Source organism: Nonomuraea sp. NPDC049378 (assembly GCF_055586745.1).
In genome coordinates this window covers 22,001-41,677 of sequence record NZ_JBVJHP010000037.1, presented here as the reverse complement: position 1 = coordinate 41,677, position 19,677 = coordinate 22,001, and the positions used below count along the sequence as shown (strand labels likewise).

Annotated in this window: 17 protein-coding genes; 16 read left to right on the top strand and 1 reads right to left on the bottom strand. The window is 67.7% G+C overall.

What is annotated here, in order from left to right; all coding sequences use genetic code 11:
• Window positions 1–8 precede the first annotated feature (8 nt).
• From clpB to ACZ6SA_RS46470, 11 genes are all read left to right on the top strand, one after another.
• Window positions 9–2,627, top strand: coding sequence for an ATP-dependent chaperone ClpB (gene clpB / locus ACZ6SA_RS46520; RefSeq protein ID WP_465835693.1), 2,619 nt, complete (start codon window positions 9–11; stop codon window positions 2,625–2,627).
• Window position 2,628: 1 nt separating this feature from the next.
• A complete protein-coding gene (gene trxA / locus ACZ6SA_RS46515) occupies window positions 2,629–3,057 on the top strand; it encodes a thioredoxin (RefSeq protein WP_347650405.1) in 429 nt (142 codons plus the stop codon).
• Entirely contained in the window at window positions 3,054–4,712 is a 1,659-nt protein-coding gene (locus ACZ6SA_RS46510) for an FAD-dependent oxidoreductase (RefSeq protein WP_465835691.1), read from the top strand. The genes trxA and ACZ6SA_RS46510 overlap by 4 nt, the downstream gene beginning before the upstream one ends.
• A 5-nt stretch (window positions 4,713–4,717) precedes the next feature.
• The gene (locus ACZ6SA_RS46505) at window positions 4,718–5,167 is read left to right on the top strand and encodes a DUF1931 family protein (RefSeq protein WP_465835689.1); all 450 of its coding nucleotides are present in this window, start codon (window positions 4,718–4,720) and stop codon (window positions 5,165–5,167) included.
• 142 nt (window positions 5,168–5,309) lie between these two features.
• On the top strand, window positions 5,310–6,161 hold the full coding sequence (gene htpX / locus ACZ6SA_RS46500; RefSeq protein WP_465835687.1) for a zinc metalloprotease HtpX: 852 nt from the start codon (window positions 5,310–5,312) through the stop codon (window positions 6,159–6,161).
• 192 nt (window positions 6,162–6,353) lie between these two features.
• Window positions 6,354–6,953, top strand: a complete 600-nt coding sequence (locus ACZ6SA_RS46495; protein ID WP_148032305.1) for a DUF1345 domain-containing protein — start codon at window positions 6,354–6,356, stop codon at window positions 6,951–6,953.
• 156 nt (window positions 6,954–7,109) lie between these two features.
• Window positions 7,110–8,375 (top strand): NAD(P)/FAD-dependent oxidoreductase, encoded by a 1,266-nt coding sequence (locus ACZ6SA_RS46490; protein WP_465835684.1) that lies wholly within the window; start codon window positions 7,110–7,112, stop codon window positions 8,373–8,375.
• A gap of 265 nt (window positions 8,376–8,640) precedes the next feature.
• On the top strand, window positions 8,641–10,020 hold the full coding sequence (locus tag ACZ6SA_RS46485) for a cytochrome ubiquinol oxidase subunit I (RefSeq protein WP_347650409.1): 1,380 nt from the start codon (window positions 8,641–8,643) through the stop codon (window positions 10,018–10,020).
• A gap of 16 nt (window positions 10,021–10,036) precedes the next feature.
• Complete coding sequence (gene cydB / locus ACZ6SA_RS46480; RefSeq protein ID WP_465835682.1) at window positions 10,037–10,930, top strand: cytochrome d ubiquinol oxidase subunit II; 894 nt, start codon at window positions 10,037–10,039, stop codon at window positions 10,928–10,930.
• Window positions 10,927–11,019, top strand: coding sequence for a hypothetical protein (locus ACZ6SA_RS46475; protein ID WP_465835680.1), 93 nt, complete (start codon window positions 10,927–10,929; stop codon window positions 11,017–11,019). The genes cydB and ACZ6SA_RS46475 overlap by 4 nt, the downstream gene beginning before the upstream one ends.
• Before the next feature lie 946 nt (window positions 11,020–11,965).
• A complete protein-coding gene (locus tag ACZ6SA_RS46470) occupies window positions 11,966–13,063 on the top strand; it encodes an FUSC family protein (protein ID WP_347650411.1) in 1,098 nt (365 codons plus the stop codon).
• A 180-nt stretch (window positions 13,064–13,243) separates the two neighbouring features.
• Here ACZ6SA_RS46470 and ACZ6SA_RS46465 read toward each other — a convergent pair whose 3' ends face one another.
• Entirely contained in the window at window positions 13,244–14,644 is a 1,401-nt protein-coding gene (locus ACZ6SA_RS46465) for a sugar porter family MFS transporter (RefSeq protein WP_465835678.1), read from the bottom strand.
• Between the two features lie 383 nt (window positions 14,645–15,027).
• Between ACZ6SA_RS46465 and ACZ6SA_RS46460 the strand changes: the two genes are divergently transcribed.
• From ACZ6SA_RS46460 to ACZ6SA_RS46440, 5 genes are all read left to right on the top strand, one after another.
• The gene (locus ACZ6SA_RS46460; protein WP_465835676.1) at window positions 15,028–16,374 is read left to right on the top strand and encodes a hemolysin family protein; all 1,347 of its coding nucleotides are present in this window, start codon (window positions 15,028–15,030) and stop codon (window positions 16,372–16,374) included.
• Window positions 16,371–17,441 (top strand): hemolysin family protein, encoded by a 1,071-nt coding sequence (locus tag ACZ6SA_RS46455; protein ID WP_465835674.1) that lies wholly within the window; start codon window positions 16,371–16,373, stop codon window positions 17,439–17,441. The genes ACZ6SA_RS46460 and ACZ6SA_RS46455 overlap by 4 nt, the downstream gene beginning before the upstream one ends.
• A gap of 206 nt (window positions 17,442–17,647) precedes the next feature.
• Window positions 17,648–18,220, top strand: a complete 573-nt coding sequence (locus ACZ6SA_RS46450) for a hypothetical protein (protein ID WP_465835672.1) — start codon at window positions 17,648–17,650, stop codon at window positions 18,218–18,220.
• 68 nt (window positions 18,221–18,288) lie between these two features.
• Window positions 18,289–19,026: a hypothetical protein gene (locus ACZ6SA_RS46445; RefSeq protein WP_465835670.1), complete on the top strand. Its 738-nt coding sequence runs from the start codon at window positions 18,289–18,291 to the stop codon at window positions 19,024–19,026.
• Window positions 19,027–19,032: 6 nt separating this feature from the next.
• Window positions 19,033–19,674: an SAF domain-containing protein gene (locus ACZ6SA_RS46440; RefSeq protein WP_465835668.1), complete on the top strand. Its 642-nt coding sequence runs from the start codon at window positions 19,033–19,035 to the stop codon at window positions 19,672–19,674.
• The last annotated feature ends 3 nt before the right edge of the window (window positions 19,675–19,677 follow it).

The window sequence follows — 19,677 nt, the reverse complement described above, 5'->3', positions numbered from 1 at the left end:
GGACGGGAATGGACCCGAACAGGATGACGCAGAAGACGCAGGAGGCCCTGCACGACGCCCAGACCAAGGCGCTGCGGCACGGTCACACCGAGGTCGACGGGGAACATCTCCTGCTGGCCCTGCTCGACCAGTCCGAAGGGCTGGCGCCCCGGCTGTTGCAACAGGCAGGTGCCGACACGCAACGTCTCGGCGCCGATCTGGAGGCGGAGCTGGCGCGCCGGCCCAAGGTCAGCGGCCCAGGCACCGCGCCCGGCCAGGTCTTCCTCACCCAGCGCCTGGCCCGCTTGCTCGACGCCGCGGACCGGGAGGCGGGCCGGCTCAAGGATGAGTACGTTTCGGTCGAGCACCTGCTGTTGGCCCTGATCGAGGAGGGCTCCGCGACTGCGGCAGGGCGGCTGCTGCACGGCCAGGGTGTGACCAGGGACCGGTTCCTGCAGGCGCTCACCGCCGTCCGAGGCAACCAGCGGGTCACCTCGGCCATGCCCGAGGTCGCCTACGAGGCGCTGGAGAAGTATGGGCGCGATCTGGTCGCGGACGCCCGCGCCGACAAGCTCGATCCTGTGATCGGCCGCGACACGGAGATCCGCCGCGTGATCCAGATCCTGTCCCGCAAGACGAAGAACAACCCCGTGCTGATCGGCGACCCCGGCGTCGGCAAGACGGCCGTGGTCGAAGGGCTCGCCCAGCGGATCACCCGTGGCGACGTCCCAGAGGGGCTGCGCGACAAAAGCATCTTCAGCCTGGACATGGGCGCGCTCGTCGCGGGAGCCAAGTACCGCGGGGAGTTCGAGGAACGCCTCAAGGCCGTGCTGAACGAGGTGAAAGCGGCTGAGGGCCGGATCCTGCTGTTCGTCGACGAGCTTCACACGGTGGTAGGTGCCGGGGCGACCGAGGGCGCCATGGACGCGGGCAACATGCTCAAACCGATGCTCGCGCGCGGCGAGTTGCACATGATCGGCGCGACCACGGTGCAGGAGTATCGCCAGCACATCGAGAAGGACGCCGCCCTGGAGCGCCGGTTCCAGCCGGTACTGATCGACGAGCCCTCGGTAGAGGACGCTGTATCGATCCTGCGCGGCCTGCGTGAGCGGCTGGAGGTCTTCCACGGCGTGAAGATCCAGGACAGCGCGCTCGTCGCCGCGGTGACGCTGAGCCACCGTTACATCGCCGACCGGTTCCTGCCGGACAAGGCCATCGATCTGGTCGATGAGGCCTGCGCGATGATCCGCACCGAGATCGACTCCATGCCGGCCGAGCTCGACGCGCTCACCAGGAAGGTGATGCGGCTGGAGATCGAGGAGGCCGCGCTGGCCAAGGAGGACGACCCCGCGAGCCGGTCCCGCCTGGAAGAGCTACGCAAGGAGCTCAACGCCTCGCGTGCCGAGGCCGAGGCGATGCGGGCGCAGTGGGAGGCCGAGCGGTCGGCCCTGCGCAAGGTGCAGAGCCTGCGGCAGGAGCTGGAGAGCGTGCGGCGGGAGGCCGAACAGGCCGAACGTGCTTACGACCTCAACCGTGCCGCTGAGCTGCGCCACGGCCGGCTCCCCGAACTGGAACGCCGGCTTCGCGCCGAGGAGGAGCGGCTCGGCACCCGGCAGAACGGCCACCGGCTGCTGCGCGAGGTCGTCACGGAGGACGAGATCGCGTCCATCGTCTCCCGCTGGACCGGCATCCCCGTGACCCGGCTGCAGGAGGCGGAGCGGGACAAACTGCTGAAGCTCGATCAAATTCTGCAAGAACGTGTCATCGGACAGGTGGAGGCCGTGCGGCTGGTGGCCGACGCCGTCATCCGCGCTCGCTCCGGCGTCAAGGATCCTCGGCGCCCCATCGGATCGTTCCTGTTCCTCGGACCCACCGGGGTCGGCAAGACCGAACTCGCGAAGTCCCTCGCGGCGGCCCTGTTCGACACCGAGGACAACATGGTGCGCATCGACATGAGCGAGTACCAGGAACGCCACACGGTCAGCCGGCTCGTCGGTGCTCCTCCGGGTTATGTCGGTTATGAGGAAGGCGGTCAGCTCACGGAGGCGGTGCGGCGCAAGCCGTACTCGGTGGTGCTGTTCGACGAGATCGAGAAGGCCCACGCGGACGTGTTCAACACGCTGCTGCAGGTCATGGACGACGGGCGGCTGACCGACGCGCAGGGCCGCACGGTCGATTTCCGCAACACCGTGGTCATCATGACCTCCAACATCGGCTCCCAGCATCTGCTGGACGGGGTCACCGCCGACGGGGAGATCAAGCCCCAGGCACGCGAGAGCGTGATCGGGGAGCTGCGCATGCACTTCCGGCCCGAATTCCTCAACCGGGTCGATGACATCGTGCTGTTCAAACCGCTGACCGAGGCCGAGATCGAGCGCATCGTGGACCTGATGTTCACCGACATCAAGAACCGCCTGGCCAGCCGCCGGCTCACCCTTGAGGTCACCGAGGACGCACGCAGGCTCATCGCCAACCAGGGCTACGACCCCGTCTACGGTGCCCGGCCACTGCGCCGGTTCATCGCCCGCGAGGTGGAGACCAGGATCGGACGCGCCCTGCTGGCCGGCGACGTGCCCGACGGATCGACCATCACGGTCGGCGCCGACAAGGGCGAGCTGAACGTCACCTTCTATCCGCCCAGGACCTGACATGCACACCGTGAACTGCGCCAACTGCGGCAGACCCAACAGGGTCCCGGACGCCGCCTCTGGCAGGCCCTTGTGCGGGGTCTGCCACCGGCCGCTGCCGTGGATCGCCAACGCTGACGACAGCACTTTCGCCGAGGTCACCGAACGCGCCGACCTTCCCGTCCTCGTCGACTTCTGGGCGCAGTGGTGCGCGCCGTGCCGGACGGTCACCCCGGCACTCGAACAGCTCGCCCGCGAGATGGCGGGACAGCTCAAACTCGTCAAAGTCGACGTGGACGGCTCTCCGGCCCTCTCCCGCCGATACACGATCACGGCCGTCCCGACACTCATGGTGCTGCACGAGGGCCGCGTCGTGGCGCAACGCGCAGGCGCGTCACCGGCGCCGCAGTTGCGCGAGTGGGTCGAAGACGCAGTGCGAGCTCCGTCATGACAGAGCACTCCGGCGTGGAAACACCGGACCTGTGCGGGGCCTATCCCCGGCTGGACGAGGGGCAGATCGCCGAGTTGTCCCTGCACGGCGAGCGGCGGTCCGTGTCGCCTGGCGACATCCTCTACCGGGAAGGCGAGCCTATCCCCGAGTTCATCGTGATCCTGCGGGGCAAGGTGGCCATGGTCGAGGGGGAGGGTGCGAAACAGCGGACGATCGCAGTCCACGGCCCTGGGCGTTTCCTCGGCGAGCTCGGCCTCCTCACCGGCCAGGCCGGATTCGTCACTGCGGTCGTGCGGGAGCCCGGCGAGGTGCTCGCCGTACCGGCGGACGAGGTGCGGACACTCGTGGCGGGCGACCCGGCGCTCGGTGACCTCATCCTGCGGTCCTACCTGACCCGCCGCGCCCTGCTGATCGGCCTGGACGCCGGTTTCCGCATCATCGGCTCCCGATACTCACCCGATGCCCGGCGGCTGCACGAATTCGCCGCACGCAACAGGATCCCTCACCGGTGGATCGACCTGGAGGAGGACGAAGCCGCGGACGTGCTCCTGCGCGAGTTGCGCATCTCCCCGCACGATACCCCGGTGGTGATCTGGCACGGCGACCAGGTACTCCGCAACCCGTCCCCGGCCGAACTGGCGAAGACCATCGGCCTGCCCGCCCCTACGTCTAACGACGCCGTATGCGATGTGATCGTCGTAGGCGCGGGACCCGCAGGCTTGACCGCCGGTGTGTACGCAGCCTCTGACGGCCTGACAACCGTCGTGCTCGATGCCGTAGCTGCGGGCGGCCAGGCGGGCACCTCGTCCCGCATTGAGAACTATCTCGGCTTTCCCACCGGCATCTCGGGCGCCGAGCTCGCCGAGCGTGCCGTCATCCAGGCAGGCAAGTTCGGCGCCCGCCTGACCGTCCCCGCCGAGGTGAGCAGCCTGGAACCGCGTGAGGGCCACTACGGCATCATCGTGGAGGGCGAGTGCGCCGTGAAGGCCCACGCCGTGATCATCGCCACCGGCGCCCGCTATCGGAAGCTCGACGTTCCCCACCTGGAGAGATTCGAAGGGTCCGGCGTCTACTACGCGGCGACACCGTTTGAGATGCGCATGTGCCGACGATCGCCCGTGGTCATCGTCGGCGGCGGGAACTCCGCCGGACAGGCAGCGCTTTACCTGGCCAGGGACGCCTCCTCGGTATGCATGCTCGTGCGCGGCGGCAACGTACGCGCGAGCATGTCCCGCTACCTCGCCGACGAGATCGACCGAGCTCCCAGCATCGAAATCATGTACTACACCGAGGTACGCGAACTACTCGGAGATCGCACACTACGGGCCGTCCGCGCGCAGAACACGCGAACAGGAGAACTCCTGGAGATCCAGACCAGCGCGCTGTTCACCTTCATCGGAGCCGACCCGCACACTGCATGGCTCAAGGGAACTCTCCCGCTGGACGACCGCGGCTTCGTCGTCACGGGCCAGGGCACGTCGCCCGTGGGCGCCCTCCTCCCCCTGGAAACCGGGCACCTGGGCGTATTCGCCGTCGGCGACGTTCGCAGCGGCTCCGTCAAACGAGTCGCCTCTGCGGTCGGTGAAGGCGCAATGGCGGTCCGCATGGTGCACGAGAGATTCACTGCCACAGGGAATCAACAGGAAAGACGGTGATCCACATGCCCGTGATCGCAGTTTCCAGGTTCGAGCACTTCTTTCGCGCCGCCGCGGGACTCGACGTGGACAAGGCCGACCTCAAGCGCTACAGCGACTTCGTCAACCGCAAACTGTACGACATGCTCATCGTCGCCGAGGTCGCCGCGAAGTCGAACCGGCGCGACATCATCCAGCCCTGGGACCTGCCCATCACCAAAGGACTGCAGGAGAACATGCACGACTTCCGTGACCTGGACGAGGAACTGGACCTGGCATCGATCCTGGACGAACTCGCGGCGCTGCCTCCGCTGGATCTGTCGCTCAGCGAAGAAACCGAGGTTCGGCTGCCGGCCGTGGCGGGTGGCCTCTCTGTGGCGCTCGCCAGGGCTATCAGAGCCATAGTTCCTGATCGGAAGAACCCGGCGAGCAAGGAGTGGACACGCACAATCCGTGTCTTCGACCTGCTGCTCTGACGGGATTCGGCGGGTTGCTGGTGCCTTTGCTCGCCACGCGATCGGATCGCGGCTGCTCCGCACAGGTAGGCCTGGCCCACCCCACGGGGAGGATGGGCTCGAGCGTGATGAGTAGGAGGTGTGTTCGAGAAAGGAGGACGCCATGCGTCACAACGGCCTGCGTACCGCGGCGCTGCTCGGCGCCCTGTCTGCGCTGATCATCCTGGTGGGGTGGTGGCTCGGCGGCAGCACCGGAATCCAGATCGCCGTCCTGGTCGCGCTCGTCAGCAACGGCGTCGCCTACTTCTTCTCCGACAAGATCGCACTGTCGGCGATGCATGCACAGCCTGTCGGCCCCGGTGACTGGCCCGCGCTGCACCAGACGGTCCGCGAACTGTCGGAGGAGGCGCGCCAGCCCATGCCCCGGCTGTACGTTTCGCCGATCCTGCAGCCGAACGCGTTCGCCACCGGGCGCAATCCGCGTCATGCTGCGGTCTGCGTGACTCATGGAATCACCCAGTTGCTGAGCGGACGCGAGCTGCGTGCGGTCCTCGGGCACGAACTGTCGCACGTCTACAACCGCGACATCCTGATCTCCTCCGTTGCGGGAGCTCTGGCCACGATGGTCACCTATCTGGCATACATGGCCGGGTTCTTTGGCGGGGGAGACGATGACGAGGGTCCCGGCTTCCTCGGGACCCTCCTGATGATGGTCCTCGGGCCGGTGGCGGCCGCGATGATTCAGATGGCCATCTCCCGGGCGCGGGAGTATCAGGCCGACGAGTCCGGTGCCCGGCTGACCCGTGACCCGATCGGGCTGGGCAGCGCGCTACGGAAGATCGATGCGGGCACCCGGCAACTGCCGCTGCCGGAGACCGGCCGGCTCTCCTCGACCTCGCATCTCATGATCGCCAACCCGTTCCGTGGCGGGGGCATCGGGAGGCTCTTCTCCACCCACCCACCGATCGCCGACCGGATCGCACGGTTGGAGGCCATGGCCGGTTACCGCCGCTGATCTGGCTGCGCTCGAGGCCGACGGGTAATTTCCCGGTGTCGGAAGGGCGAGAGCGAGGTCAGCGACGGCGAGCGTGCGCTGGACTCGCACGTCAAAAGGGGTGGCGTCGGCCCGTCCTATGACACTCTGGTGCAGGTGAGGGCAGCGTGGGAGCGTCGCGGACGGCGGATACTTTCCTTGCGACGGGTTTTGATGTGCGTCCTGCTCGGTGCCGTGGCCGGCGGGGGCGTCGCGCTCATCGGCGCCCCTGAACTGTTCTTCTTCGTCACTTGGGATGTGGCTGTTTCCCTCGTCCTGGCGTGGGCGTGGCTGATCAGCTGGTCGCAGGACCACGAGGGGACCAAGCGCATCGCCGAACAGGAAGGTGGGACGCACACCACCGACACGGGCATCCTGATCGCTGCGGTGGCCAGTCTCGCGGCTGTCGTGGCGGCCCTCCTCCGCCCGGGCAGCGATCAGGACCCTGTTGCCGCAATCGCGGTGATCTTGAGTTTGGTGACCGTGGTCCTGTCCTGGACTTTGACGAACACCGTTTTCGCCCTCAAGTACGCACGCTTGTACTATGTCGAAGTTGAGGGAGGCATCGACTTCCGGCAGGAGCAGCCGCCGAGCTATAGCGACTTCGCCTACACGGCGTTCACCGTGGGGATGGCTTACGGAGTATCGGACAATGTGCTGGCCAGCACCCGCATCCGGAAAGTCGCCTTCGGGCACGCCCTGCTTTCCTACCTTTTCGGCACCGTCGTTATCGCGGTGTCGGTCGGTCTCCTCGCCGATCTGGGGCAGCGATGAGCCCGTGTCGATGCCTGACGATCTCGAACAGGTCACCCTGGAGCGTCGAGACAGTACTGGACGAGGCTGGTCGACAGCACCAGCGAATGGTCCCGCATACGCCCAGGTAGTACGAGGCGCGGTTCCTGCGTCCCTCGGGTTCAACGGACACTGGGCATGCTTTGGGCCTCCGAGGGGGTGGCACGGGGCAGGGAGATGGTCATGAGACGAAGAACCCGCGTCGTGATCGTGGGAGCCGGTTTCGCCGGGCTGGCCGCGGCGCGAACGCTGGCCAAGGCAGGTGCGCTGGTCACGCTGATCGACCACAACCCGTACTCGACCTTCCAGCCCTTGCTCTACCAGGTGGCTACGGCCGGGATGAGCATGTCCGACGTGTCATACCCCGTCAGGACCTACGCCGCCAAGTGGCCGAACGTGCGCGCCCGTCGGGGTGCGCTGAGCACGGTGCTGCCCGAGAAACGGCGTGTGGAGTTTGATGACGGAAGCACGCTGGACTACGACTTTCTCGTGCTGGCCACCGGTGTGACCACCAACTGGTACAACGTGCCGGGCGCGCCGGAGAACGCACAGCCGCTTTATTCGCTCAACGACGCGGCAGCGTTGCGGCGGCGGCTCCAGCACTGTCTGGAGGACGCGGTGGCGGGTCGGCGCGACAGCGTCCACGTCGTGGTGGTGGGCGGGGGCTCGACCGGGGTCGAGATCGCCGGGACGCTGGCCGAGCTGCGGCGGCGCACGCTGCCACTGACGCATCCCGAGATTCGTCCCGACCAGACGAGTGTGACGTTGGTGGAGCGCTTTGACTTCGTGCTGGCGCCGTACAAGCCGCAGCTGCGAAATGCGGCGGCGGCCACGCTGCGCAAGCGAGGGGTGCGGCTGCGGCTGGGGGCCACAGTGGCGTCGGTGGAACCGGATGCGGTGGGGATCGTCGATGGGACGCACGTGCCGAGCGACGTGACCGTGTGGGCGCTCGGCGTGACTGCGCCCGCCTATGTGGCGGAATGGGGGCTGCCGCAGACCAAGGGCGGCAGGATCAGGGTTACCGAGGCTTTGAGCGTGCCGGAGCATCCCGAGATCTTCGTGGCCGGGGACCTGGCCGGGCCGCCCAAGCCGATGCCGCAGCTCGCTCAGCCGGCGATCCAGATGGGGGAGCACGTGGGCAAGCAGATCCTGGCGGCGGCTCAGGGGCTGCCGCTGCGACCGTTCGCATACCGGGACCCGGGGATCATGGCGACCGTGGGCCGGGCCGAGGCCGTGTTGCAGTTGTCCAACGGATTGACCATGCGTGGGTGGCCGGCGTGGCTGATATGGATCTTCATCCATGTGGCGTACCTGCTGGGCGGGCGCAACCGGATCACCGTGCTGGTCAACTTCTTCTGGCGATACGCCGGGCCGCGCCACGCCGCCACCAGCGTCAGCCAGTGAGCGCCGCCGGCAGAGCGGCCAGGTCACCAGCTTGGAGACCCCGTGGGCTGGGCATCGACAGGCTCGCCCCGGGCGACCACACGCACTGCCGACGACCTGCCCGGTCTACCACCCGGTCTGGGCTTGACCGTGGTGGGAACCATGGACCGACTGGTGGTGCCGGGATCATCACGGGCGGTCGCCGGTTCTGCGCGACGGAGGGCTCGGTCATGACGATAACGCTTTGCGACCGAACGTGTGTGATCCGACACATATAGGGAATAACATGGAAGCCTTGGACCTTGCGCGCTGGCAGTTCGGGATCACCACGGTGTACCACTTCCTGTTCGTGCCCGTCACGATAGGGATGTCGCTCCTGGTAGCGATCCTGAACACGGCCTGGGTGCGCACCGGCAAGCCCGCCTATCTTCGAGCCACGAAGTTCTGGGGCACGCTCTTCCTGATCAACTTCGCCATGGGAGTGGTGACGGGAATTGTGCAGGAGTTCCAGTTCGGCATGAACTGGAGCTCCTATTCCCGGTTCGTCGGCGATGTCTTCGGCGCCCCACTCGCGCTTGAGGCGTTGCTCGCTTTCTTCCTGGAGTCGACGTTCCTGGGTCTGTGGATCTTCGGCTGGGACCGGTTGCCCAAGGCGGTGCATCTCGCGTGCATCTGGATTGTCGCGATCGGCACGATGGTGTCCGCCTACTTCATCCTGGCCGCCAACTCCTTCATGCAGTGGCCGGTGGGATTCAAGCTCAACGGGCGGGCCGAGCTCGTCGACTTCGGGCAAGTGCTGACCAACAAGGTCCTGCTGGCCACCTTCCCGCACACCGTCCTGGGCTGCTGGCTGGCCGGCGGGGTGATCCTCATGGCCATCTCCTCCTGGCACCTGGCCAGAAAGAGGGATCTAGACGTGTTCCGTCCATCCCTGCGGCTGGGCGCGCTCGCGGTGCTGGTGGGCGCTCTCGGCACCCTCGTCTCCGGCGACATCCTCGGCAAGATCATGACCGAGACCCAGCCGATGAAGATGGCCGCCGCGGAGGCGCTCTACGAGACTCGGCAGCCCGCGCCGTTCTCCCTGTTCACCATCGGAACGCTCGACGGCACCAAGCCGATCTACTCGCTGGAGATCCCGGGCCTGCTGTCACAACTGGCCACCGGTTCCTTCGACGGCAAGGTCGAGGGCATCAACGACATCCAGGCGGCGTACGAGCGCAGGTTCGGCCCCGGAGACTACCGTCCCTACATCCCCGTCGCCTACTGGGGCTTCCGGCTCATGATCGGGTTCGGCATGCTTGCCGCGCTGGTGGCCTTCGTCTTGCTCTGGCTGACCCGAGGAGGGCGCGTCCGGGGCAGGGGCTGGATCTGGAGAGCCGCCGTCTGGTCCGTCGTGCTGCCCTTCCTCGCGCACAGCTTCGGGTGGATCTTCACCGAGATGGCCAGGCAGCCATGGATCGTCTTCGGCCAGATGAAGACCGCCACCGGCGTCTCGCCCAGCGTCGGAGCGGGCACCGTGCTCATCTCGCTCATCGCCTTGACCCTCTTGTATGGAGCGTTGGCCGTGGTGGAGGTCGGCCTCATGATCAAGTACGGCAGAGCCGCTCCTCCGCCCGCCGACGGCCCAGAACCAAGCGGCGGCGACGAGACGTCGTTCGCCTACTAGGAGAGGGAATGGGCCAGTGGAGCTCACCGACGTCTGGTTCGTGGCGATCACCATCCTGTGGATCGGCTATTTCGTTCTCGAAGGGTTCGACTTCGGCGTCGGCATGCTGCTGCCCGTCGTGGCCAGGAACAAGAGGGAACGCGGGACCATGATCGAGACGATCGGCCCCGTGTGGGACGGTAACGAGGTGTGGCTGATCACCGCGGGAGGCGCCACGTTCGCCGCGTTTCCCGAGTGGTACGCCTCGCTGTTCAGCGGGTTCTACCTGCCACTGCTGCTGATCCTGCTGGCGTTGATCGTACGCGGGGTGGCCTTCGAGTATCGCGGCAAGCGGGATTCGACAGCGTGGCGACGGCGGTGGGACGTGGGCATCGTGGCGGGCTCGTTCGTGCCCGCGCTGCTGTGGGGGGTCGCGTTCGCGAACATCGTGCGGGGCGTGCCGCTTGACGACCGTCACGAGTACGTCGGCACGTTGGGGGACCTGCTCAACCCCTACGCGCTGGTCGGCGGACTGACGACGCTGACGCTGTTCGCCACGCACGGCGCCGTGTTCCTGGCGTTGAAGACCACCGGGGAACTCAGCCGGCGTGCGGCCGCGGTCGCGCGCCGCGCGGGCGTGGCCGCAGCCGTGCTGTTGGCAGTCTTCCTGGTATGGACGCAGGTCGAGGGCGGCAAGCTCGGCACGGTGTTCCTGGTCGCCTTCGCCGTCCTCTCCTTCGCCTCAGCGCTCGGCGCCCTGGCCAAAGATCGTCAAGGCTGGGCGTTCCTGCTGTCGGCTGTCGCCGTCGGCGTGACCGTGATCACTTTGTTCGCGGTTCTCTATCCCAACGTCCTGCCGTCGACGATCGACCCGGCCCACAGCCGAACGTCGAGAACGCCGCAGCGACGCCGAAGACGCTCGGCATCATGACCTGGGTTGCAGTGATCTTCCTGCCGCTGGTGCTGCTCTACCAGAGCTGGACGTACTGGGTCTTCCGCCGCAGGATCAGCGCCGGCTGAGTTCAGGCAGACTTCCGCTGTGGCCGCCGCCCGACATCGCGTGGCTTGCAGGTCAGCGCACTACGCGCGGGCGGCTTCGACGGCTTCGGGATAGCCTGCCGTTTGTCGTGTTGGGCCAGGACGCTAGAGCACCCGGTCAGAGTGTTGTCGGCAGGATCGGGCGACCCGGCACACCGGGGTCGGCGGCGAAGAGGCCCGCCTCCAGCTGCTCGGCGCGGTTTACGTCCCTCGCCGAGGTGGTGTGATCGCAGGGTCGGTCCACGCCTCGCCGAGCGAGCGTAATCGAAGTCGGCCAGCAGCAGCTCGCGTTCGGGCCGCCACCACGTAGCCTCCCGACACGCGCGGCCGTACGACGACGGCGACCTTTGCCACACGGCGGTGGCGTACGTTGCCGTCGGGTCGAGCATCAGCAAGTCGCCGGCCAGTATGTCGACCCACAGCAACCCGCCCCACCGGCCAGACCAGCCGGGCCCCTCCCCATGCCCAGCGACGGGGTCGGTCACGGTGTACGAGGCGATGGTCATGCCGATCTCCTTGACGAGTCTCACGGGGTACGGGGGCCGCTCATACTGCCCGACGCCACCGCGAAGTCCACCATGGAGATCGGCGACCTGCCCCGTGCATCGGCCAAGGGGGCAAGGGTGCGGTTGGCTGCGGGATGGCGGCACGGTAAGACAGCAACGAGGCGCCCGGGTCTTCGAAGGCCTGGTGAGGGCAAAATGCTGCTCGGGAACGGAGCGCCCGCTACCCGACAAGGGCAGCCTCACGGTAGGAGGTAAAAGACGACCCGGAAGCCGCCAGGCGGGGCGCCACGGCTGGGGGTGCGGGGATGGCATTTTCCGCCGCGAGGCGATGGCTGCACCGGTGGATTGACCGAGTTCCGGGCTCGGGTCGATGGCGGCGGCGTGGGCTACGCCGCTGGGTGCGGCGCGAGAGGCAGTTGCTGATGCCGACGGTGACGGTCACCGTCGGCTGCCTGGTGGCTTGGTGGATCTCCACCGAACTGATCGGCTCACCTCAGCCGGTGCTCGCTCCCACCGGCGTGTTGCTGTCGGTGACGGCGACCGCCTACAGCACCGTGGTCCAGGCCATCCAGCAGACCATCGCGGTGCTGGTCGGACTGGCGGCTGCCATCGGCTTCGTGCAGGTGTTCGGCGCCAACGCCGCCACCATGGTCGTCCTGGTCGCGGTCGCGCTGGTGGTCAGCAGAACCGTCGGCATACCCTGGCAGAACACACAGGCGCCCATCACCGCCCTTCTCGTATTCACTCTGGGCCGCGAGTACGGCATGGCGCGGCTGCTCGACATTGTCATCGGCGCGGTCGTCGGAGCCACGCTCATACTGATGATCCCGCCCCGTCACGTGGGCCGGGCCGCCAAGGACATGGCCGACTTGGCCGATGATCTCGCAGACCTTTGCTCCGACCTGGCGGAAGGCGTCAGGCAGTCCTGGACCGCGCACCAGGCGCAGAAATGGCTGGCCCGCGCCAGGCGCCTGTCCATCAGGCTGCGTTCGGCCCACGAAAGCGCCGAACGAGCCAATGAGTCCCTGCGTTTCACCCTACGTCGGGCGCGAACCCGCCGGCGCCTGCGCCGCATCATGCAGGCTGTCCTATGCCTGGAGCACGCCTGCCATCAACTGCGCGGCGTCGCCCGTGCCCTTGCCGACCTGGCTGCCGGGGTTCTCGGCCTGCCAGGACAGCGCGAGACCGGCAATTTTCCCCAGGTCTTCGCCGACCTGCTGGATGTGATCGGGAAGGCCTACGCCTGTTTCGAGCACCTGCTGGTCGCCCCTGGCAGCGGCGAGGACCTGGTCCACCTGCGCGCCACCATAGCGGAAGGCGAGCGTCTCGAACGCGCTGCCCGCAAGCAGATGGCAGAGATCGATCCGCGTTCACCTCTCTGGACGTTGTACGGCGCGCTGCTCCACGACTGCGTCCAGCTGCGACATGAGGTCGATCCCGACGACGGGCCACATCGTGAGGCCATCCCCCCACGCGCCCGTGAACAAGCGGCCCGGCTAACGTCACGTCGGCGACGCTAACCTTCTGCCGTCCAGCAGGCGCAACACGGGTCTCGTGCGACATGTGGTGGCGCTGATCCACGAACCGCAAACGAGCTCGGGTCGTCCCCGCCCGTCACGCCTGGGACGAGGTCCTCAGTCGTCACACCCAGACCTCGCGGTGTCCCGCGCCGGCGGGACACCGCGGCCGTACTGAGCGGGTCAGCCCATTTCCTCGAGCTTGCGGCCCTTTGTCTCCCTGATCCATCTGGCGACGAAGAGGAACGACAGCAGCGCCATGACGGCGTACCCGGCGTAGGTGAGCGGAAGATTCCACTCCGCGAGCGCCGGGAACGAGACCGAGATCAGCCAGTTGGCGAGCCACTGGGCCGCGGCGGCGACGCCCAGGGCTGCGGCGCGGATGCGGTTGGGGAACATCTCGCCGAGCAGCACCCAGACCACCACGCCCCACGACAGTGCGAAGAACAGCACGAACGTGTTGGCGGAGACGAGCGCGATCAGCCCCTGCGGGTCCGGCAGCGTAACCCTGCCGTCGGTCATCCTGGCCGCGCTGAACGCCCACGCCGTGGTGGCCAGCGCGATCGTCATCCCCACCGAGCCGATCATGAGCAGTGGCTTGCGGCCGATCTTGTCCACCAGCGCCATCGCGATCAGCGTGCCGATGATATTGATGATCGAGCTGGAGAAGCTGATCAGCAGGGACTCGCTCTGGTTGATGCCGACCGACTGCCACAGTACGGTCGAGTAGTAGAAGATCACGTTGATGCCGACGAACTGCTGGAAGGCCGACAGAGCGATGCCGATCCAGACGATCGGCAGCAGCCCGAGCGCCGGGCCGCGCAGGTCCTTCATCCCCGGCACGCGTTCGGTGCGCACCACGTGCTGGATCTCCGCGATACGCTCGTCGAGGTCCACGTCTTCACCCTCGATCTCGGTCAGCACCTCGCGCACCTGCCGAACGCGGCCCGACATGATCAGATAGCGGGGCGATTCGGGGAGTTTCAGAGCGAGCAGCAGATACAGCAAGGCTGGGATCGCGCAGGCACCCAGCATCCACTGCCAGGCCTGCAGCGGCCCCAGGTGGTTGTTGACGTTGCCGCCGGCGATGCTGGCGATCACGTAGTTGACGAGCTGTGAGACGGCGATGCCGAGCACGATGGCCAGCTGCTGGAACGAGCCCAGCCGGCCGCGGTAGGCGGGCGGCGCCACCTCGGCGATGTACGCGGGTGCGAGCATCGACGCCATGCCGATCGCGAAGCCCGCAATCACCCGCCAGAAGCCGAGATCCCAGACCGTGAACGGCAGCATCTGCCCGATCGAGCTGATCATGAACAGCAGCGCCGCCACCTGCATGGACCTCGTGCGCCCCAGCTGGTCGGCCAGCCTTCCGCCCGTCCAGGCGCCCGCGGCCGACCCCAGCAGCGCGATCGCCACCACGACCCCGGTCTCGACCGGTCCCACCCGGAAGTGGTTCTGGATACCGACGACCGCGCCGTTGACGACGGCGCTGTCGTACCCGAACAGAAATCCGCCGATCGCCGCGGCCGCCGCGATGAACACGACGTGTCCCAGGCGCTCTTGACGAGCCCGGTTAATGATCATGAAAGTTCCCCCTTGATGGGACATACCCCGAGGTCACTCTCGGTAGCCGACTTGGGATGTTCCGCTACGTGGTGAGGTGGATGGATGATGATCGCTATGGCGGCGGCCCACACCTGCTCCAAGCACAGGGCTGAGATGCCGATCCCACCGGCACCTCGTCCTGGCAGCGGGCGGACGCGTCAGGGGTGTGCCGGCGACAGGTCAGGCGGGATGATCGGCCAGCGCGAGGGCAGTGAGTACGACTGCCGAACAGTAACGGCCACGACAGCGAATACGGGAAAGGCGGGGCTGCCGGTGCTGGTATATGGGAGCACGCCCCGGTGGTCGGTCAGCTCGGTGTTCGTACCGACCGAGACAGATCTTCGACGCGAGGAGCCCACGCGATGAGCGCGGTGCTCGGGCTGCTGGCTGTCTTCGTCCTCACGGCAGCCACCGGCTACTTCGTCGCCCAAGAGTTCGCCTACGTCAGTGCCGACCGCCTGACGCTGTCCACCCGGGCCGCCGCCGGCGACAAGAAGGCGGCCAAGGCCATCGAGGTGATGGAGCGGCTGTCGTTCATGCTGTCCGGCGCGCAGCTCGGCATCACCGTCACCGCCCTGGTGGTTGGCTTCATCGCCCGGCCTGCGCTGGCCGAGCTGATCGCCCCCGCGTTGACTGGGCTGGGCATGCCCGAAGGCATGGTCGGCGCCGTCGCCCTGACGATCGGCTTCGCCCTGGCCACGATCATCCAGATGGTGCTCGGCGAGCTGGCCCCCAAGAACCTCGCCCTGGCCAAGCCCGAACCACTCGCCCGTGCCCTGGCCGGCTCCACTCTCATCTACCTGACCGTCGCCGGGCCGATCATCAAGCTGTTCGACACCGCGGCCAACAAGCTCTTGCGCAGCGTGGGCATCGAGCCGGTCGAAGAACTGCACCACGGCGCCACCTTGGAGGAGCTAGGCCAGATCATCGGCGAGTCCGAGGCACATGGTCACCTTCCCGGCAGTCAGGCCGACGTTCTGGAGCGCGCCCTGAACTTCTCCGACCACACCGCCGAGGAGGTCATGGTGCCGCGCGTCGAGGTCGTAGCCATCAGCGCCACAGCCACCGTGGCCGACCTGGACGAGCTCATCGCCGGCCACGGCCACACCCACTACCCGGTGCTCGGCGCCACCCTCGACGACGTGATCGGCCTGGTGAGCCTGCGCGAGGCCGCTGCCGTCCCACCGGACAAGGCCGCCGAGACCCGCGTCGCGGACATCGCCCACGACGTGCTCATCGTTCCGTTCTCCCTGCCGCTGCCCGACCTGGCGCGCCAGCTGCACGAGCGCGGCGAGGAGGTGGCGTGCGTGGTCGACGAGCACGGCGGCCTGGCCGGACTGCTCACCTGGGAGGACGTGGCCGAGGAACTGGTGGGCGAGATCGCCGACGAAAACGACGTCGAGGAACCTTCCGCGGTACGCCGGGATGGCGGCTGGGAGTTGGACGCCGGGCTGCGCATCGACGAGATCGCCCTGGAAACCGACCTCAACCTGCCCGATGAAGACGAGTACGACACCCTGGCCGGGCTCATTTTGCACCGGCTCGGACGCTTCGCCGCCCCTGGCGACACGATCACCGTGGATCTGCCCGCCACGCTGGACGACGAGGCGCCTACACACGCCCGCATCGAGGTGCTGACCCTCAACCGGCACGTGCCCGAACGCGTCCGCCTGACCCCCTACCGCGACAACACCCGGGAGCAGCCGTGAACCTGTCGACCGGCCTGATCCTGACCCTGCTCCTGCTGGTGGGCAACGGCTTCTTCGTGGCCGCCGAGTTCGCCCTGGTCGCCGCCAAACGCCACCGCCTGGAAAGGGCCGCCGCCGGCGGTAGCCGGGCCGCCTTCGCCGCGCTGGCCGGGATCAAGGAGCTATCGCTGATGCTGGCTGGCGCGCAGCTCGGCATTACACTGTGCTCGCTCGGCCTCGGCGTGGTCTCTGAGCCGCTGATCGCCGGCACACTCACCCCGCTCTTCCACACCATCGGCCTGCACGAGGCCGTCGCACACACACTCGCCTTCGTCATCGCGCTGGCGCTGGTGACGTTCCTGCACATGGTGCTCGGCGAGATGGCACCCAAATCCTGGGCGATCGCCCACCCCGAACGCTCGGCTACTCTCCTGGCGCTGCCGTTCCGCGGCTTCACCCTGCTGGTCCGGCCCCTGATCCGCGCGCTGAACTGTATGACCAACGGCCTGCTGCGCCTGGTCAAGGTCCGGCCCAGGGAGGAGGGCGCCAACCCGCGCACCCCCGCCCAGCTCCAACACCTGGTGGAGGAGTCACGCCGGCTCGGCCTCATCGAGGCCGACGACCACGCCGTGCTCACCCAAGCCCTCCAAGCACCGAACGCCCCCATCACCCCCCTGATCACCCCGGCCGAGCAGGTCGTCACCGTACCCGTTTCCGCCACCCCGCAGCAGGTCGTCGACGCCTGCCTGCACGCCCAACGCTCCCGCCTGATCGCCGGTCCCCTCACCGACCCCGCAGGCGTCGTGCACGTGCGAGACGCCTACCTGGCGCGCCGCCGCGGCGCCACCGTGACCGCCGCCCAGCTCGCCCACCCGCTGCCCGCCTTGACCCACGACACCTCGATCGCCCAGGCGGTCTCCTGGCTGCGGGCAGCCCACAGCCAACTCGCCCTCGTCCACGCCGCAGACGGCACCCCAGCCGAACCCACCGGTCTTGTCGGGCGCGCCAACGACAGCTCCGCCAGGGGTGCAGTCGTAGGCATCGTCAGTCTCGACGACCTACTGACCACGCTCCTCGTGCCCACCTGACCACCAACTGCCTACAAGCTGTCATCACCAGGCCAGCAGCAGTTCGTGAACGTTGAGCGTCCACACCAGCAGCCATAGCGCGAGCCAGTGGATAAATATCACGTAATGATCAGCTGACTGGGCCGTCAGCGGCCGGAGGACGGCGGCTACCCTGATCCGGCAACCATAGGTAGTGGATCGGCTTCTCTGAGTGAGGATTCTGGTAGGTGCGGGTCGGTATCTCAAGATCACGGCAAGTCATGCCGGTGGCGGCGCTGATCGTCACCGCAGTAGGCGGCGTCGCCGGCTGCCAGTCCGGCGAGCAGCACCCGGGCCCGACCCTTGCAGCCAAGCACTCGGCTGCTCCAACCACGCCGACTCCCAGCCCCACCACGGACAAGGAAGCCATCATGGCCGTGTACCGCGAGGTGTACCGAGCCGGACCGCTTGCCGAACGCGCCCAGCCCGAGGAGCGCAGGGCGATTCTCAAGCCAGTCGCGACCCAGCCCTTTCTCGGCACGATGTTGAAGGGCATCGCCGCACTGCGCGCCAAGGACCGGGTCACCTGGGGGCAGCCCGACTTCCACATCTTCGAAGTCGACATCCGAGATGACGGGGCTCTGCTGCGCGACTGCCAGGACGCTCGGAAAGCCGGCCAAGCGGACGACCGAACGGGGAAGCGCCTCACCCATGGCATGCCCCACACCTACATGGTCGCCGCCCTCACCAAGGAGGCGGACGGCGTGTGGCGGGTCGCGAAGATGACGCAGCTGACCGAGCCATGTTCGCCAACCTCATGACCTTCATCGTCGTCGGCGGCGAACTCATGGGCCTGCCTGTCACGCACGACGACGGAGATGGTGTCGGCGTGGCAACGCAGCCTTTCAACTACACCATCTGGGCTCAGGACAAGCCCCGCAGAGCACCTGCCGCTCGCGCCGGCAAGCCGAAGGTCACGTGCTCCTACCAGCGATGGTGGTACGCGCACGGTCTCCAGAAGGTGGGCCGCGAGTACGCCGACCCCGACAAGCCCTTCAGCACCGAGCCGGTGAAGAAGGGCGCCTGGTACGAAGTCAAATGCTCCAACGGGTCCCGGAAGATCGTCTGGATCGAGAACAAGCGTGCCCCGGCCGTCATCGCCGAGCAGCTTGCCCAGCGGGCGTACAAGCGCATCCCGATCGCGCCGCCGCAGGTGCTCACGGCTCCGCCACGCGGACGGGACGGGCTGGTGGGGCTCCCGCACTGGTTCTACCTGGCCGAGGGACAGTGGACGGCCAGGACCAAGCGGCTACGTACCGGCGGAGTCTGGGCCGAAGCCACGGCGAGGCCGCAGCGGATGACCATCGACACGGGAGAGGGCCACACCTTCACCTGCAACGGTCCGGGAACCGCCTACGACCCCAGCCGGCCCGCCGCGCGCCAGAGCTCCACCTGCTCGTACCGTTTCCAGCGTCCGGCGAACGCACGCCGCGTGACCGTGTCGGTCACCTGGGGTGGCACGTGGCGCGGTTCCGGCGGTGCGGGTGGCGCGCTGCCGGCGATCACCAGGTCGGTCACGTTCCCAGTGCGCATCGTCGAGGCGCAGGCGCTGGTCACGAAGGGATAGAGGTTGATGCTGCTTCAGCGGCTCTCGCCGCCCAGGGAGGCGGGCCAGTTGCGTCCGTTGCCGAGCCGGCGCAGCCCGATGATGCTCGTGGTCGGCGTCGCGCTGACCGCTCTGGGAGCGCTGGGAGCCTGGCAGGTGTACGGGGTCGCCAGCCAGCGGGTGCCGGTGCTGGTCATGGCGCGTGATGTGCCGGTCGGCCAGCAGATCCAGGCGCAGGACCTGCGCACGGTCGCGCTCGGCGTGGACGCGGCCGTCCAGTCCGTCGACGCGACAGGCAAGAGCCCCCTGATCGGAAAGCGCGCCGCGGTGGATCTGAAGGCGGGCAGCCTGCTCTCCCCCGCCCACGTGACCGAGACCTTGGTGCCGGGGCCGGGTGAGGTCGTGGTGCCGGTGGCGTTGAAGCCCAGCAGACTGCCGGCCCGAGGAATAGAGCCCGGTGACCGCGTCGTGACCACTGCGGTGTCCTCGGGCGAGGTGGGCCGTGGGCCGGCGCAGGACCATCAGGCCAGGGTGGATCGGGTGGGGCAGCCGGACGCCGACGGGCTGGTCGTGGTCGATCTGATCGTCCCGGCCGCAGCCGGTACGGCGCTGGCCCGCCAGGCGGCCGAGGGCACCGTCGCGATCGTGTTGCAGTCGCGGGCCGGGTGAGCG